Annotated in this window: 10 protein-coding genes; 1 reads left to right on the plus strand and 9 read right to left on the minus strand. The window is 67.7% G+C overall.

Features of this window, described 5'->3' with window-relative positions:
- Window positions 1-51: 51 nt before the first annotated feature.
- The 4 genes from VER16_RS00900 to pip form a co-directional block, all read right to left on the minus strand.
- Window positions 52-792 carry an MgtC/SapB family protein gene (locus tag VER16_RS00900; protein ID WP_414715998.1) on the minus strand — a complete coding sequence of 247 codons (741 nt, stop codon included), beginning with the start codon at window positions 790-792 and terminating at the stop codon, window positions 52-54.
- Window positions 792-3,551, minus strand: a complete 2,760-nt coding sequence (gene mgtA / locus VER16_RS00905; RefSeq protein ID WP_324804988.1) for a magnesium-translocating P-type ATPase — start codon at window positions 3,549-3,551, stop codon at window positions 792-794. Before mgtA ends, VER16_RS00900 begins: the two co-directional genes overlap by 1 nt.
- A gap of 54 nt (window positions 3,552-3,605) precedes the next feature.
- The gene (locus VER16_RS00910; RefSeq protein ID WP_324804989.1) at window positions 3,606-3,905 is read right to left on the minus strand and encodes a hypothetical protein; all 300 of its coding nucleotides are present in this window, start codon (window positions 3,903-3,905) and stop codon (window positions 3,606-3,608) included.
- Between the two features lie 284 nt (window positions 3,906-4,189).
- Window positions 4,190-5,146: a prolyl aminopeptidase gene (gene pip, locus VER16_RS00915; RefSeq protein ID WP_324804990.1), complete on the minus strand. Its 957-nt coding sequence runs from the start codon at window positions 5,144-5,146 to the stop codon at window positions 4,190-4,192.
- Between the two features lie 114 nt (window positions 5,147-5,260).
- On the opposite strand from pip, the gene VER16_RS00920 reads away from it, so the two are divergent.
- A complete protein-coding gene (locus VER16_RS00920) occupies window positions 5,261-6,367 on the plus strand; it encodes a DNA glycosylase AlkZ-like family protein (RefSeq protein ID WP_324804991.1) in 1,107 nt (368 codons plus the stop codon).
- A gap of 20 nt (window positions 6,368-6,387) precedes the next feature.
- Here VER16_RS00920 and VER16_RS00925 read toward each other — a convergent pair whose 3' ends face one another.
- The 5 genes from VER16_RS00925 to VER16_RS00945 form a co-directional block, all read right to left on the minus strand.
- Complete coding sequence (locus tag VER16_RS00925) at window positions 6,388-6,690, minus strand: hypothetical protein (protein ID WP_324804992.1); 303 nt, start codon at window positions 6,688-6,690, stop codon at window positions 6,388-6,390.
- Window positions 6,691-6,757: 67 nt separating this feature from the next.
- Window positions 6,758-8,503: a PAS domain S-box protein gene (locus VER16_RS00930; protein ID WP_324804993.1), complete on the minus strand. Its 1,746-nt coding sequence runs from the start codon at window positions 8,501-8,503 to the stop codon at window positions 6,758-6,760.
- A gap of 112 nt (window positions 8,504-8,615) precedes the next feature.
- The gene (locus VER16_RS00935) at window positions 8,616-9,566 is read right to left on the minus strand and encodes a cation diffusion facilitator family transporter (protein ID WP_324804994.1); all 951 of its coding nucleotides are present in this window, start codon (window positions 9,564-9,566) and stop codon (window positions 8,616-8,618) included.
- 74 nt (window positions 9,567-9,640) lie between these two features.
- The gene (locus tag VER16_RS00940) at window positions 9,641-10,267 is read right to left on the minus strand and encodes an AprI/Inh family metalloprotease inhibitor (RefSeq protein WP_324804996.1); all 627 of its coding nucleotides are present in this window, start codon (window positions 10,265-10,267) and stop codon (window positions 9,641-9,643) included.
- A 147-nt stretch (window positions 10,268-10,414) separates the two neighbouring features.
- Window positions 10,415-13,210 (minus strand): PAS domain-containing hybrid sensor histidine kinase/response regulator, encoded by a 2,796-nt coding sequence (locus tag VER16_RS00945; RefSeq protein WP_324804998.1) that lies wholly within the window; start codon window positions 13,208-13,210, stop codon window positions 10,415-10,417.
- Window positions 13,211-13,277 lie beyond the last annotated feature (67 nt).

Genomic DNA, 13,277 nt, shown 5'->3' on the forward strand with positions numbered 1-13,277 from the left:
GCCCACCTTGGTGGGCAATGCCGGCCATCGGCCGGCGCTACCGGGGATGGGTCACTCTTCGAGGCTGGCGTTCCAGAACCCCTGCAGCACACCCGGCGTCGCGGCGAGGTTGGCCAGCACCGCATCCAGTTCCGCCGCGTCGACGCAGGTGGCATACAGCACCGCTTCAATTTCCACATCGCGCTCGCCGAATGGCCGCTGGTCCACCGCCCGCACCGGGTACTGCGCCTGCTCGAGCAGCAGCAACAGCCGGTCCAGCACCTCGGCCTGCTGCTCGCGCTGGCAGACCACGTTGATCGCATAGGTTGCCTCGCTGAAGCCCTCGGCCAGCGGTTGCCGCTGGATACGGTTGACCACCGGCCGCAGCAGGGTGTTGGCGGCCAGCACGAACAGGGCAGCCATGAATGCCTCCGGCAGGAGCTTGATGCCGGCGCAGGCGCCGACGGCTGCAGAGCCCCACAGGGTAGCGGCGGTATTCAGGCCAGATACCTGCGCGCCATCCTTCATGATGGCCCCGGCGCCGAGGAAGCCGACGCCGGAAATCACATAGGCCACCACATGCAATGGCGAGGGCGGGCCGCCGTACAGGTCGTGGAAGCGGACCGCCAGATCGACGAACACCGCCGCTCCCACTGCAACCAGCGTGTTGGTGCGCAGCCCGGCGGTACGCTGGCGCAGCTGCCGCTCCAGCCCGATCGCCGCGCCGAGCACGAAGGCTACGCTCAGGCTCAGCAGTGAGCCCAGCGTGGCGCCGGCGTCGAACGGAGGCAGGTTCAGCTGCAGGCCCAGCATCACTGCCACCCGTAGCGGCGGATGTAGAGCCGCTTCATCGCCGTGGTCAGCACCGCGTAGCCGAACAGGATCGCCACCAGGAATGGCCAGTAGCCCAGCGGCAGTGCCTGCAGCTTGAAGTAGCCGGCCAGCGGGCTCATTGGCAGCAGCACGCCGATGGCCATGATCGCCGCGGTCATCAGCAGCAGCGCCGGCGCGGCGATGCTCTGCAGGAACGGCACCTTGGGGGTGCGGATCATATGCACGATCAGGGTCTGGGTGAGCAGGCCGACCACGAACCAGCCGGACTGGAACAGGCTCTGGTCAGCCGCCGTGCGCGCGTCGAAGACATGCCACATCAGGGCGAAGCAGCACAGGTCGAAGATCGAGCTGATCGGCCCGAAGAACACCATGAAGCGACCGATGTCGGCCGGGTTCCACTTCAACGGCTGGCGCACCAGTTCCTCATCCACGTTGTCGAACGGAATGGCGATCTGCGAGATGTCGTACAACAGGTTCTGCACCAGCAGCTGCAGCGGCAGCATCGGCAGGAAGGGCAGGAAGGCCGAGGCCACCAGCACTGAGAACACGTTGCCGAAGTTGGAGCTGGCGGTCATGCGGATGTACTTGAGCATGTTGCAGAACGTGCGCCGCCCCTGTACCACGCCGTCCTCCAGCACCATCAGGCTCTTTTCCAGCAGGATGATGTCGGCCGCCTCCTTGGCGATGTCCACCGCGCTGTCCACGCTGATGCCGATGTCGGCCGCGCGCAGGGCCGGCGCGTCGTTGATGCCATCGCCCAGGAAGCCGACCACTTTGCCCTGCGCGCGCAGGCTGCGGACCAGGCGTTCCTTGTGCAGCGGCGTAAGGCGGGCGAACACGCGGTGCCGCTGCAAGGCCTGCGACAGGGCCGCATCGTCCATGCATTCGGTCTGCGGGCCGGTCACGATCGCGTCGACGTCCAGCCCGACCTGGGCGCACACGCGTGCGGTGACCAGCTCGTTGTCGCCGGTGAAGACCTTCACCTCCACACCATGCGCGGCCAGTGCCTGCAGCGCCTGCGCGGCCGACTCCTTCGGCGGGTCGAGGAAGGCGACGTAGCCGACCAGGGTCAGGCAGCGCTCGTCGGCCTGCGAATAGACCGACTGGCTGGCCGCGGTCTCCTTCATCGCCACGGCCACCACGCGCAGGCCCTGTTCGTTGAGTTCCTCGGTGGTCTGCCGCACCCGCGCCAGCCGCACCGCGTCCAGTGGCTGGTCGATGTCGCCCTCGCGCACGGTGCTGCATACGGCCAGCATCTCTTCCACCGCACCCTTGCAGATCAGTTCGTGGTGGTCCTCACGCTCGGCGACCACCACCGACATGCGGCGGCGCTGGAAGTCGAACGGAATCTCATCGACCTTGCGGTAGTCCTGCGACAGACGCAGCGAACTCTGCAGCTCCACGTGCTCGAGTACGGCACGGTCGAGCAGGTTGATCAGGCCGGTCTGGAAATGGCTGTTGAGATAGGCAAACTTCAGCACGTCCTCCGAGTCGTGGCCGAACACATCGGTATGGCGCTCCAGTGCGATCCGGTCCTGGGTGAGGGTGCCGGTCTTGTCGGTGCACAGGACCTCCATCGCGCCGAAGTTCTGGATGGCATCCAGGCGCTTGACGATCACCCGCTGCCGCGACAACAGCACCGCCCCCTTGGCCAGCGTGGAGGTGACGATCATCGGCAGCATTTCCGGGGTCAGGCCTACCGCCACCGACAGCGCGAACAGGAAGGCCTCGGTCCAGTCGCCCTTGGTCCAGCCGTTGATGAGCAGCACGAACGGCACCATCACCAGGGCGAAGCGGATCAGCAGCCAGCTGACACTGTTGACCCCGGCCTGGAAGGCGGTGGGGGCGCGTTCGCTGGCGGTGCTGCGCTGGGCGAGGGTACCGAAGTAGGTGTGGTTGCCGGTGGCCAGCACCACGGCCGTGGCCGTGCCGGAGACCACGTTCGTGCCCATGAACAGCAGGTTGGCCTGCTCCATCAGGCCGGCGTCAGCGTTGCCGGGGCTGGCGAATTTTTCCACCGGCAGTGATTCACCGGTCATCGCGGCCTGGGCGACGAACAGATCCTTGGCGCTCAGCACACGGCAGTCGGCCGGGATCATGTCACCGGCCGAGAGCACGATGTGATCGCCCGGCACCAGTTCGCGGATGGGAAGGTCGAGCAGGCGGGCGGGGCGGCGGCTGTGCAGATGTGCGCCGAAGTACTGGCCCGCCACGTCCGCCGCCTCGGTCCCGGCGCTACGGCGCAGCACACGCGAGGTGTTGCCGACCAGGGCCTTCAGCCGCTCGGCTGCACGGTTGGAACGCCCCTCCTGGACGAAGCGGATGAGGGTGGACAGCAGCACCATCGCGCCGATCACCACCGTGGCCTTGGCGTCCTCGGTCAGCCAGGACACGGCGGCCAGCACGCTCAGCAACAGGTTGAACGGGTTGCGATAGCACTGCCACAGGTGGCGCCACCAGGGCAGCGGCTTTTCGTGGTCGACTTCATTGGGGCCTAGGCGGGCCAGGCGCTCGCTGGCCTCCTGCGTGCTGAGGCCATCGCCGTGCGAGTCCAGTGCGGCCAGCAGGCGGGCGTCGTCGAGGCGGGCCAGGGTAAGCAGGCCATCGGTCAGCGCGGCCGGCGCGGCCTGAGCGGCGCCGCGGCCGAAGCCGGCTTCGGGCAGGGCGCGGCGGCGGAACAGGCTGCCCGCGCGTCGGCTGCGCAGGAAGGCGTTGAACCAGGCGTTGAGCAGGCTCATGGGATGTCCTCGGAATGTCGACCCGGCGCGGGCCGGGTCGGAAAGTGGCGTGGTTCAGGCGCGGCGCAGGGGCGGCACCGACGGTGACCAGGGCTGCAGATGCAGGCGCTGGCTGCCGCCGATGCACAGCGGCTTCATGGCATTGCGCAGGGAAGGGGGCAGGTGGCGCAGCACGTTCATGCGCTCGCTGATCGTCAGCAGTGACAGTGCATCGGCAACGACGCGTGGTGAACCCAGCGCAAGCGAGCGGGCGAACATGACCGGGCCGTGCTGCAGCAGGCGGCTGCGCAGGCCGGCGCCATCGCGCTCACCGATCAGACGGCGCAGGCTGATGTAGAGGATCTTGTAATGCATGGGGATTCTCCGGGCAGGCGACGCCCGGGGCCCTCATCACGCGTGCGGACAGGGACCAGCGGCAGGCGCCGTCAGGGAACAGGGGGCTGCAGGGCAGGGCGCGGTGCGCTCGGCAGGGTCGGGGTCCATCAGCGTCTCCGGGGGCAGGGGCCTGTGTGGGCCGGTGGCGCTATTGTCCGCACGTGGATGCAGCGGGCCTAGATGCCCGTGGGTAAGCGCGGCTATACGTTGGTATAGGTGTCGTGCGTGATGCGTGGCGAACGCCATCCACGCGTGGCGTGGATCTACCAATCCGCGGATCGGTCGGCGAAGGCGTCGGTGGCGCGGACCAGCGCATCGGTGGTGGCGGGCTCGGTGGCGCTGTGTCCGGACAGGACCATCTCCAGCCGGGCTTCCGGCCAGGCGCAGGACAGGTCCCAGGCGCTGCGCGCCGGGCAGATGATGTCGTAGCGCCCCTGCACGATCACGCCGGGCAGATGACGGATGCGGTCGATGTCGCGCAGCAGCTGGGCATGCTCGAGGAAGGCATTGTGGCGGAAGTAGTGTGCTTCGATACGCGCCTTGGCCAGCGTGTCCAGCGGGTCGGCCTCGGAGATCGCATCCACCTCGTGAACCAGGGTGGCGGCGTTGTCTTCCCAGCCGAGCCAGGCCAGTGCGGCGGCAATCCGGGTGGGCTGATCGGCGCTGTCCAGCCGCTTCCAGTAGGCGGCGATCAGGTCGCCACGCTCGTCTTCGGGAATATGGGCCTCGTAGCGCGCCCAGCGCTCGGGGAAAATCCAGCGGGCGCCGCCTTGGGCCTGGTTGAACCATGCGTTCTCCTCGGCCCGGCCCAGGTAGACGCCACGCACGATCAGCCCGGTCGCGCGATGCGGATGGGCCTGTGCGTAGGCCAATGCCAGGGTGGAGCCCCAGGAGCCGCCGAACACCAGCCAGCGTTCGATGCCCAGGTGGGCGCGGACCTTTTCAATGTCCTCCACCAGATGGACGGTGGTGTTGTCGCGCAGTTCGCCGAATGGCGTGGAGCGGCCACACCCGCGCTGGTCGATCAGCACGATGCGGTAGCGCGATGGATCGAAGAAGCGACGATGGACGGGCGAGACGCCTGCACCCGGGCCGCCATGCAGGAACACCGCGGGAATGCCTTCGGGATTGCCACATTCCTCGACATGCAGCGTGTGCAGGGCGTCCACCGCGATCGTATGTTCCCGGTACGGCATGATCGGTGGGTAGAGCGTGCGCATGGTCTGTCTCACAGGCAGGTACGCACAGCATAGCGGGGCCTGCACCCGGACGTCTTGGCGGGGGTACGGCGGGTGGATGGGCGAGTGAGGCAGCCGGGCAGGCTCGACTCTACAATGCAGGCCATGCCTACCCTGGATGACCTGCGCCGCTACGCGGTGGCGCGTACGCTGTTCACGCCGACCACCCTGTTGGCGGCGATCCGCCGCTTGGGCTTCGTGCAGGCCGATCCAATCCGGGCGCCGGCCCGCGCCCAGGATCTGACCCTGCGGCATCGGGTGAAGGGCTACAGGGCCGGTGATCTGGAGCGGCGTTATGCACGTCTGCCGGTGGAAGAAGACTGCCTGGTCAACTATGGTTTCCTGCCACGCGAGCACCTGGCGTTGATGCACCCGCGGGTGTCATCCCGGGCATGGGACGCAGCGACCCGGCGCAGGGCTGCCGAGGTGCTGGCATTCGTGCAGGCGCGCGGCAGCGTGCATCCGCGCGAGGTCGACCAGGCATTCGCCCATGGCCGTGTGACCAACTACTGGGGCGGCACCAGCAATGCCAGCACCCACCTGTTGGATGGGATGCACTATCGCGGCATGCTGCGGGTGCAGCGTCGTGACAGCGGTACCCGCATCTACAGCGTGGCGTCCCACCCGACCGTTGCCGGTGGCGCCGCCGCAGAGGCCGAGCGCGCCGCAGCCTTGATCGACCTGGTGGTGCGCAAGTACGCACCGCTGCCCGCCGCCAGCCTGACCTATCTGGTCCGCTTGCTGGGCTATGGCGCGCCGCACCTGCGTGTGGCCCTGCAGCGTGCCTTGCAGGGGGCACGGCAGACGCTGGCCAGTGCCAGCATTGAGGGCACGACGTGGTACTGGCCGGCGGGCGAGAATCCTGGTTCGCGGCGCTTCCAGGTCGATGATCAGGTGCGCCTGCTGGCGCCTTTCGATCCTGTGGTCTGGGACCGCCGCCGGTTCGAGCTGCTCTGGGGCTGGGCCTACAAGTTCGAGGCGTACACGCCGGCTGCCAAGCGTCGGTTCGGGTACTACGCGCTGCCGTTGATGTGGCGCGGCGACGTCCTTGGCTGGGCCAATGTCAGCTGTCGTGACGGCGTGCTGCAGCCCAGTTTCGGCTATATTCGCGGCAGGGCACCGGAAGAGGTCGCGTTCGTCAATGCACTGGACGATGAACTGCAGCGCCTGGGCGATTTCCTGCAGGGCCAACGGTCGGTCTGAGGCTGGACAGGCGCAGGACGTCAGCCACGCCCGCGCCCGCCAGGTGTGGGCGGGGAGGTGGCGAGCGAGGCGGTGGTGGAGGTAACGGCCATTACGTTATCGCATTCCTCCAAGCGTGCATTGGCCACGGCCTGGGTGGCCCCGCAGTGGACACAGGCGAGAATGGTGCCCCCTTCCAGATGGGCGATCTGCGCGTCCGCGGCGCGGGTGACCTCACCACACGCCTCGCAGCGCAGCGCCATGGACCGGATCTGCACGATGGCCCCTGCCGGATCCCTGTCTGCATCCAGGGCCAGGACGAAAAAGCGACCGGTATTGGGCATGCCATTGTCTCCGTGGAACGTGCGGACAGCGTGCCTGCCGCAGCGGCTGCAGGACGTGATGGAAGGCTCAATCCGGTGTGGACGTCGATGGCGCAGCCTTGGCGTGCCCGCCAGCGCGGCGGCCACGCCGCACGCGATCGCGGGCGCCATACAGGTCGCTGTCGGCACGATGGATGGTGTCGGCCACCGCCTCGCCGCGCGCGTGGGCCGCCGCGCCCATCGAGAATGCGATCGGGGCAAGCGCCGCGTTGCCCTGGTACCAGTCGAGCAGCGCCTGCAGCCGCGCCTCTGCCGGCTGGATCAGCACGACCATGAACTCATCGCCGCCCAGCCTCACTTCGCTTTCACCTGCTCCCAGCGGAGAGCGCAGGAAAGCAGCGAATTCGACGAGGATGGTGTCGCCGCGGCGATGCCCCTGGGTATCGTTGACCTGCTTGAAGTGGTCGAGGTCGAACACCACGCAGGCCCAGGATTCGGTATCGAGCTGCTCCAGCCGGTGCAGGTAGCGCCGGTTGTGGCAGAGCGTGAGCGGGTCGCGTTGTGACAGTTCGCGCAGGCGCTCCTCCTGTTGGCGCAGGGCCGTCACATCCTGCGCATGGCCCAGCACGAAGGGCGGATGCGCTTCGCTGTCCAGCACGTTGTGATACGCCCAGTAGCGGCGGCCACCATCGGCGGCAATCAGTTCGATGACGCCGGCATCGGTGTGGTTGACCTCGATCCGCGACAGATAGGCATTGAATGCCTCGCGCCGCTCGGGCGGCATCAGGTCGCAGAGGCTGCGCCCGACCATCTGGCTTTCGGGATAGCCCAACGACTGCACGGCCGCCGGGTTCACCGAGGTGAGCGTGCCGTCCAGGGTGTGCGTACAGATCAGCCCCAGGCTGTAGTGGAACAGCCGCCGGTAACGCACTTCACTGGCCTCCAGCGCGTCCAGCACCGCGCGTTCCTCGGTGATGTCCTGGATGGCCCCCACCAGGCGCGGCCGGCCTTCCACCTGCTGGCGGCTGCCGACCACCCGGGTCCAGATCGCGCGGCCATCGGCGGTGGTCATCGGCAACTGCACCTCCCATGGAGTGCCGGCGTCGATGCCACGCTGCACCGAAGCCTGGATGATCGCCCGGCTGTCCTCGCGGTAGAACGACAGCGCACTGTCCAGGGTGGGCTGGTAGCTGGAGCGCACGCCGTGGATCTGCTTGGTCTCGCGGGTCCAGCGGACCTCGTTGCTGGTCAGGTCCAGCTCCCAGCCACCAACCTTGGCTGCGGTATTGGTGCGCTCGAGGAAATCCTCGCTGCGCTTGAGTTCGCTGTGCAGGCGCTGGGCCTGTTCAACCTTGTGCAGCAGCGCCGCGCGCTGTTCCAGCGCCTGGGTGGTTACCCGCCCCAGATGCACCATCAGTTCGCGCTGGGAGGGCGAGAGTACGCCCGGCAGGGTGTCCAGCAGGCACAGGGTGCCGATGCGGGCACCGTGCGCTGTGCCCAGCGGAATGCCGGCGTAATGGCGGATGCGCGGCCCGGAGGTGACCAGCGGGTTGCCAGCGAACAGCGGGTCCTGGCGCGCGTCGGGGATCTCCATCAGCGCATCCTGCTCGATGGCGTGGGTGCAGAACGAGATGTCGCGTGGCGTTTCGCTGGTTCCGGGCAGGCCGATGTTGGCTTTGAACCATTGCCGGTGTTCGGCAACGATGGAAATCAACCCCATCGGCATGCCAGTCGCTGCCCGGGCGGCGGCCACGATGGCATCGAAGACGGGCTCAGAGGGCGTGTCGAGCACGCCCAGGCGGTCGATCTCGCAGAGTCGGAAAGCTTCATCCATGGTGTGCGCGCTGGCTTCTTCGGGGAAGGGCGGGGCGAGGCCTACGCTAGAGTGGCAATTGTTAGCGCGATGCGTTTTTTCGTGATGCTGCCGTGATGCCTGATCGCGCGGCTCAGCTGTTGCGCTTCAGTGCCGCCTGCCGCGCTGCGAAGACTTCCGGAGTCTGTGGCTTGACGAACAGGGCCACCAGTTCGGGAAATTCTTTCTTGACCGCGGTCTCGATACGGGTGATGCAGGCTTCAATCTGCGGCGTGCGGCGGTCGTCCTCGAATTCCGCGCTGAGCATGGCCACCACTTGTTCCGGGCCCATCTGCAGGGTGGTCACGCCATTGGCACGCCGCAGGTCAGGATCGGTAACCGCCACGGCCATGATCCGCTGCGCCACCGCCGGGTGCGCCGGCTCGCCCACCAGCAGGCCCTTGGTTTCCCGCGCCAGCAGGAAGGCGGTGACGGCGAGAACGGCGGCGATGCACAGCGAAGCCACCCCGTCCAGGACCGGCATGTCCAGCAGCTGGGCGGCCAGCAGGCCGGCGAAGGCGAAACCCAGGCCGAGCAGTGCCGCACTGTCTTCCAGCAGCACGGTGAAGGTGGAAGGATCCTTGCTGCGCCGGAAGGCTTCGAAGTAGCCCATTCGTCCCTTGCTGCGGCGGAACTCGCGCAGGGCGATGTACCACGAGGTCCCCTCGAACAGCATGGACACTCCCAGTACGGTGTAACTGAGCGCATGGTTGCTGGCCGGTTGCGGATGGCGGATGTGCTGGACGCCCTCGTAGGCCGAGACGCCCGCACCGGCAGCGAATACCAGCAGGGCGACGATGAAGCTCCAGAAATACAGCTCACGCCCGTAACCGAAGGGGTGCAGCGTATCGGGCTGCTTCTCCGAGCGGTGCAGGCCGTACAGCAGCAGGACCTCGTTGAGCGTATCGACCAGCGAGTGCACGCCTTCACTGAGCATGGCCGAGCTGCCGGAGATGCCGGCAGCAATGAATTTGGCGATGGCGATGGCGAGGTTGCCGAGCAGCGCTGCGTAGACGACCAGGCGGGAGCCTGTGGGAGCGGCCATGTGCGGTATCGATGGAGGCGAGCGCTGATGGTGCGATGCCGGGTGTCCGCAGCGTGTCTACGGCTCGCCCGGTGCTACCTGGGATTGAGGTAGATGCGGCTGCCATCCGACTCGCGTCGGCCTGACCAGCGCCCGCCACCGCCCTGTCGGAAGCGCCCGATGACCTGGTTGTTGGTATCGGTCAGCAGCAGCTCGTTTCCCGACAGCAGCCAGCGGTTGACGGCGAAGAAGCCATCCGGGCACCCCGCCGGCACCCAGGCGCCGTAGCCGCCAAACCACTGGCTGTCCTTCAGGGTGATGGTGCAGCTGCTGCCGTTTTCCTGGCCCAGCGTCCAGTCACCAGGCAGGTCGCTGTCACGTACCGATCCGCGCTCGTGGTGGCGGCCGCTGTGCCAGTCATCGTCGCTGTCGTCGTGGTAGCGGATGTCCACTTCGGCGTCGCTGCTGTGGCTGCGCGACTCCGAATGCGCGCTGCCGGTGGTCGTGGTTTCGGTGGTCACCGCGCCCATGTTGGCGAAGTCCGAATCGTCCTGGCCACTGCCGGTGGTTGATCGGGTGGTTTCGCTGGTCTGTGAGCGGTTGGACGACTGCGTGGTGGTGGACTGGCCAGCGCCGAAAGAGGCGTCCTGCGCCCCGGCCGTGGCGGACAGGGCAAGGCTGCACAGTGCCAGCAGCCCTGCATGCGGGAAGCGTATGGCCATTCCGGGATCCTCGTCTGGGACTGCGCGAACCGTTGATCCGAGCGGCGGCAGCCTGCCGCGCGGCTGCAGGATAGCGCCGGGCTGGCGGCCCGGTGTGAGGAATCTGTGTACAGGCGGCCGCTGCGCCTGGCCTGGCGCAAGCGGGTCTCAGCTGCTGCCGGCCAGCACCGCGCGTACCCGTGTGGCCAGTTCGCCGATGGTGAACGGCTTGCCGATCAGCTGCACGTGCGCGTCGAGCACGCCGTCGTCGACCAGGGCATTACGGCTGTTACCGGTGGCAAACAGAACCTTCAGCTGCGGGTGGCGCGCCCGTGCCTCATCGGCCAGCTGGCGGCCATTCATTCCCGGCATCACCACGTCGGTGAACAGCAGGGTGATGCCCGGATGGGCCTGCAGCAGCGGCAGGGCGCTGGCGGCGCCGTCGGCCGACAGCACCTGGTAGCCCAGTTCGGTCAACGCATCCACCGAGAAGGCGCGAACCGCCGCATCATCGTCCACCACCAGGATCTGCTCCGCGCCGCCCCCGGCCAGGGGAGCGGGCGCGGCGGGCGTGGCGGGCAATGCGTCCGCTTCGGCCAGCAGGCGTGGCAGGTAGATGGCCACGGTCGTACCTTCGCCGGGCAGCGAGTGCAGGCGCACATGGCCGCTGGTCTGCTGCACGAAGCCGTAGACCTGCGACAGGCCCAGGCCGGTGCCCTGGCCGACCGGTTTGGTGGTGAAGAACGGATCGAAGGCGCGCGCCATCACCTCCGGCGGCATCCCGCTGCCCGTGTCGGCCACCGTGATGCGGACGTAGTCACCGGCAGGAACGCCGTCGTGTTCAAGGGCATTGGCCAGGTCGACGTGGCAGTTGCTGGTCTGCAGGTTCAGCCGCCCACCGCCAGGCATTGCATCGCGCGCGTTTACCGCCAGGTTGAGAATCACGTTTTCCAGCTGGCTGGCATCGGCGTGCGTCCACCACTGGCCGCCGCCCAGCTCGGTCTGCAGGATCACGCTGCTGCCGAGCGAATGCACCAGCAGGTCGGTCATGCCTGCAACCAGATGGTTGACGTCCAGTGCCACCGGCTGCAGCGGTTGCTGGCGCGAGAAGGCCAGCAGCCGCTGGGTCAGCTGGGCGGCGCGCTGGGCACCATCCAGGGCCATTTCGATGTAGCGCACGGCGCGTGCGTCACTGTCGCCGATGCGCAGGGCCAGCAGGTCCAGCGGACCGATCACCGTGGCCAGCATGTTGTTGAAGTCGTGCGCGATGCCGCCACTGAGCTGGCCCACGGCCTCCATCTTGCGGCTCTGCCGCAGCGCATCCTCCACCCGCAGGCGTTCGGCCACTTCAGCGCGCACGCGTGCTTCCAGCTGTTCGTTCAGTTCCCGCAGGCGTTCGTCCGCGGCCTTGCGTGCGGTGATGTCGATGGCCACGCCGAGCATGCGCACGCAGCGACCGCCCTCGAAAATGCCGCGGCCTTTGGCCGCGACCCAGCGCACGATGCCATCTTCCTTGCCAACCGTGCGGTACTCCACATCGTAGTTCGCGCGCAGCTGCGGATCGGCCGTTGCAGCCAGGCTGGCCAGGGTGGCCTGGCGGTCATCGGGGTGCAGGCCGTTGCGGAAATCATCCAGGCTGACCCCGGCGCTGGCGGAAATACCGAACATGGCCTTGGTCCGTGGCGGCCAGATCAGGGTGTCCTGCAGCATGTCCAGATCCCAGAAACCCAGCCCGCCGGCCTCGGTCGCCAGGCGCAGGCGCTCCTCACCCTCGGCCAGGGCGGCTTCGGCGGCCTTGCGTCCGGACAGGTCGAGCATGGCCCCGATCATGCGCAGCGGGCGCCCATCGGCGTCGCGCAGCACCGCGCCACGGTCGAGTACGTCTGCGTAGCTGCCATCGGCCCGGCGGAAGCGGTACTCAGAGATCCACGCGGTGCCATCGCCGTCGATGACCGCGTGGATGTCGAGGTCGATGCGGTCACGATCATCGGGATGTATATGGTCCAGCCACCACTGCGCGCTGCTCTCCATCACCGGGTGGCCGAACAGGCTGCACAGCGCCTCGTTCCAGACCACATGGCCGTCGGACATGCGCCAGTCCCAGACGGCATCGTTGGTGGCCTGCGCAGCCAGCCGGTAGCGCTCCTCGATGTCGAGCCGTTCGGCTTCGGCCGATTTGCGGTCGGTGATGTCCAGCGAGGTACCCACCAGGCCGATGACTTCGCCGTCACCGTTGCGCAAGGGTGCCTTGGTGGACAGCCACCAGGCGCGACGTCCATCGGCGAAACTGATCTCTTCCTCCAGCTGTTCGCCCTTGCCGCTGGCCATGATCCGCTCGTCGGTGGCCATGACCGCAGCCGCCTGTGCGGGATCGGCCAGCAGTTCGGCATCGGTGCGCCCGACATAGTCGGCGGGCGGGCGGCCGATCAGCTCGGAGGCGCCGCTGTTGCCGATCAACAGCCGCCCTTGGCGATCCTTGGCGTACATCACGCCGGGTGCGGCTTCAACGAACGAACGCAGCAGGGCCTGCGCCTGGTCGCGCTCGGCCTGGATGCGCAGTCGCTCGCTGATGTCGATGAGCACGCCCGGAAAGCCCTTGGCCTTGCCGTGTTCGTCCAGGTCGACGCGGCCGATGCTTTCCAGCCAGTGGTACCCGCCATCGGTGTCGCGCGTGCGGTACTGGTGGGCAAAGCGGCCGCCGTGCTGCACGGCGTGTTCAATGGCCGCCATCAGGCCGGGCAGGTCGTCGGGATGAACTGCGCCCAGTACGTCATGCAGCTGCAGCCGTCGCTGCGCCAGCGCCGGGTCCAGGCCGAACGCCCGTGCCAATGCTTCGTCGACGGTCAGCTGGTCGCGCGGAACATCCCAGAACCAAGTGCCGACGATGGCACCCGCGGCCAGGGCCATGTTCACGCTTTCGGTGGCATGCGCGGTCTGCGGCAGGGAAGCGGAAGGCTGGTTCACGAACGATCTCGAACGGCAGGCGATCGGCTGCCACGGACCGTGACAGGCAGATCAAGGGCCGCCAGTC

This window comes from Stenotrophomonas sp. (assembly GCF_035634915.1).
Lineage (GTDB): Bacteria > Pseudomonadota > Gammaproteobacteria > Xanthomonadales > Xanthomonadaceae > Stenotrophomonas.

What these genes read in the sequence shown, in the direction of transcription:
- VER16_RS00930 (WP_324804993.1), bottom strand. Translation starts at nt 8,503, where the DNA reads ATGGATGAAGCTTTCCGACTCTGCGAGATCGACCGCCTGGGCGTGCTC.
- VER16_RS00925 (WP_324804992.1), bottom strand. Translation starts at nt 6,690, where the DNA reads ATGCCCAATACCGGTCGCTTTTTCGTCCTGGCCCTGGATGCAGACAGG.
- mgtA (WP_324804988.1), bottom strand. Translation starts at nt 3,551, where the DNA reads ATGAGCCTGCTCAACGCCTGGTTCAACGCCTTCCTGCGCAGCCGACGC.
- VER16_RS00910 (WP_324804989.1), bottom strand. Translation starts at nt 3,905, where the DNA reads ATGCATTACAAGATCCTCTACATCAGCCTGCGCCGTCTGATCGGTGAG.
- VER16_RS00920 (WP_324804991.1), top strand. Translation starts at nt 5,261, where the DNA reads ATGCAGGCCATGCCTACCCTGGATGACCTGCGCCGCTACGCGGTGGCG.
- VER16_RS00940 (WP_324804996.1), bottom strand. Translation starts at nt 10,267, where the DNA reads ATGGCCATACGCTTCCCGCATGCAGGGCTGCTGGCACTGTGCAGCCTT.
- VER16_RS00900 (WP_414715998.1), bottom strand. Translation starts at nt 792, where the DNA reads ATGCTGGGCCTGCAGCTGAACCTGCCTCCGTTCGACGCCGGCGCCACG.
- VER16_RS00935 (WP_324804994.1), bottom strand. Translation starts at nt 9,566, where the DNA reads ATGGCCGCTCCCACAGGCTCCCGCCTGGTCGTCTACGCAGCGCTGCTC.
- pip (WP_324804990.1), bottom strand. Translation starts at nt 5,146, where the DNA reads ATGCGCACGCTCTACCCACCGATCATGCCGTACCGGGAACATACGATC.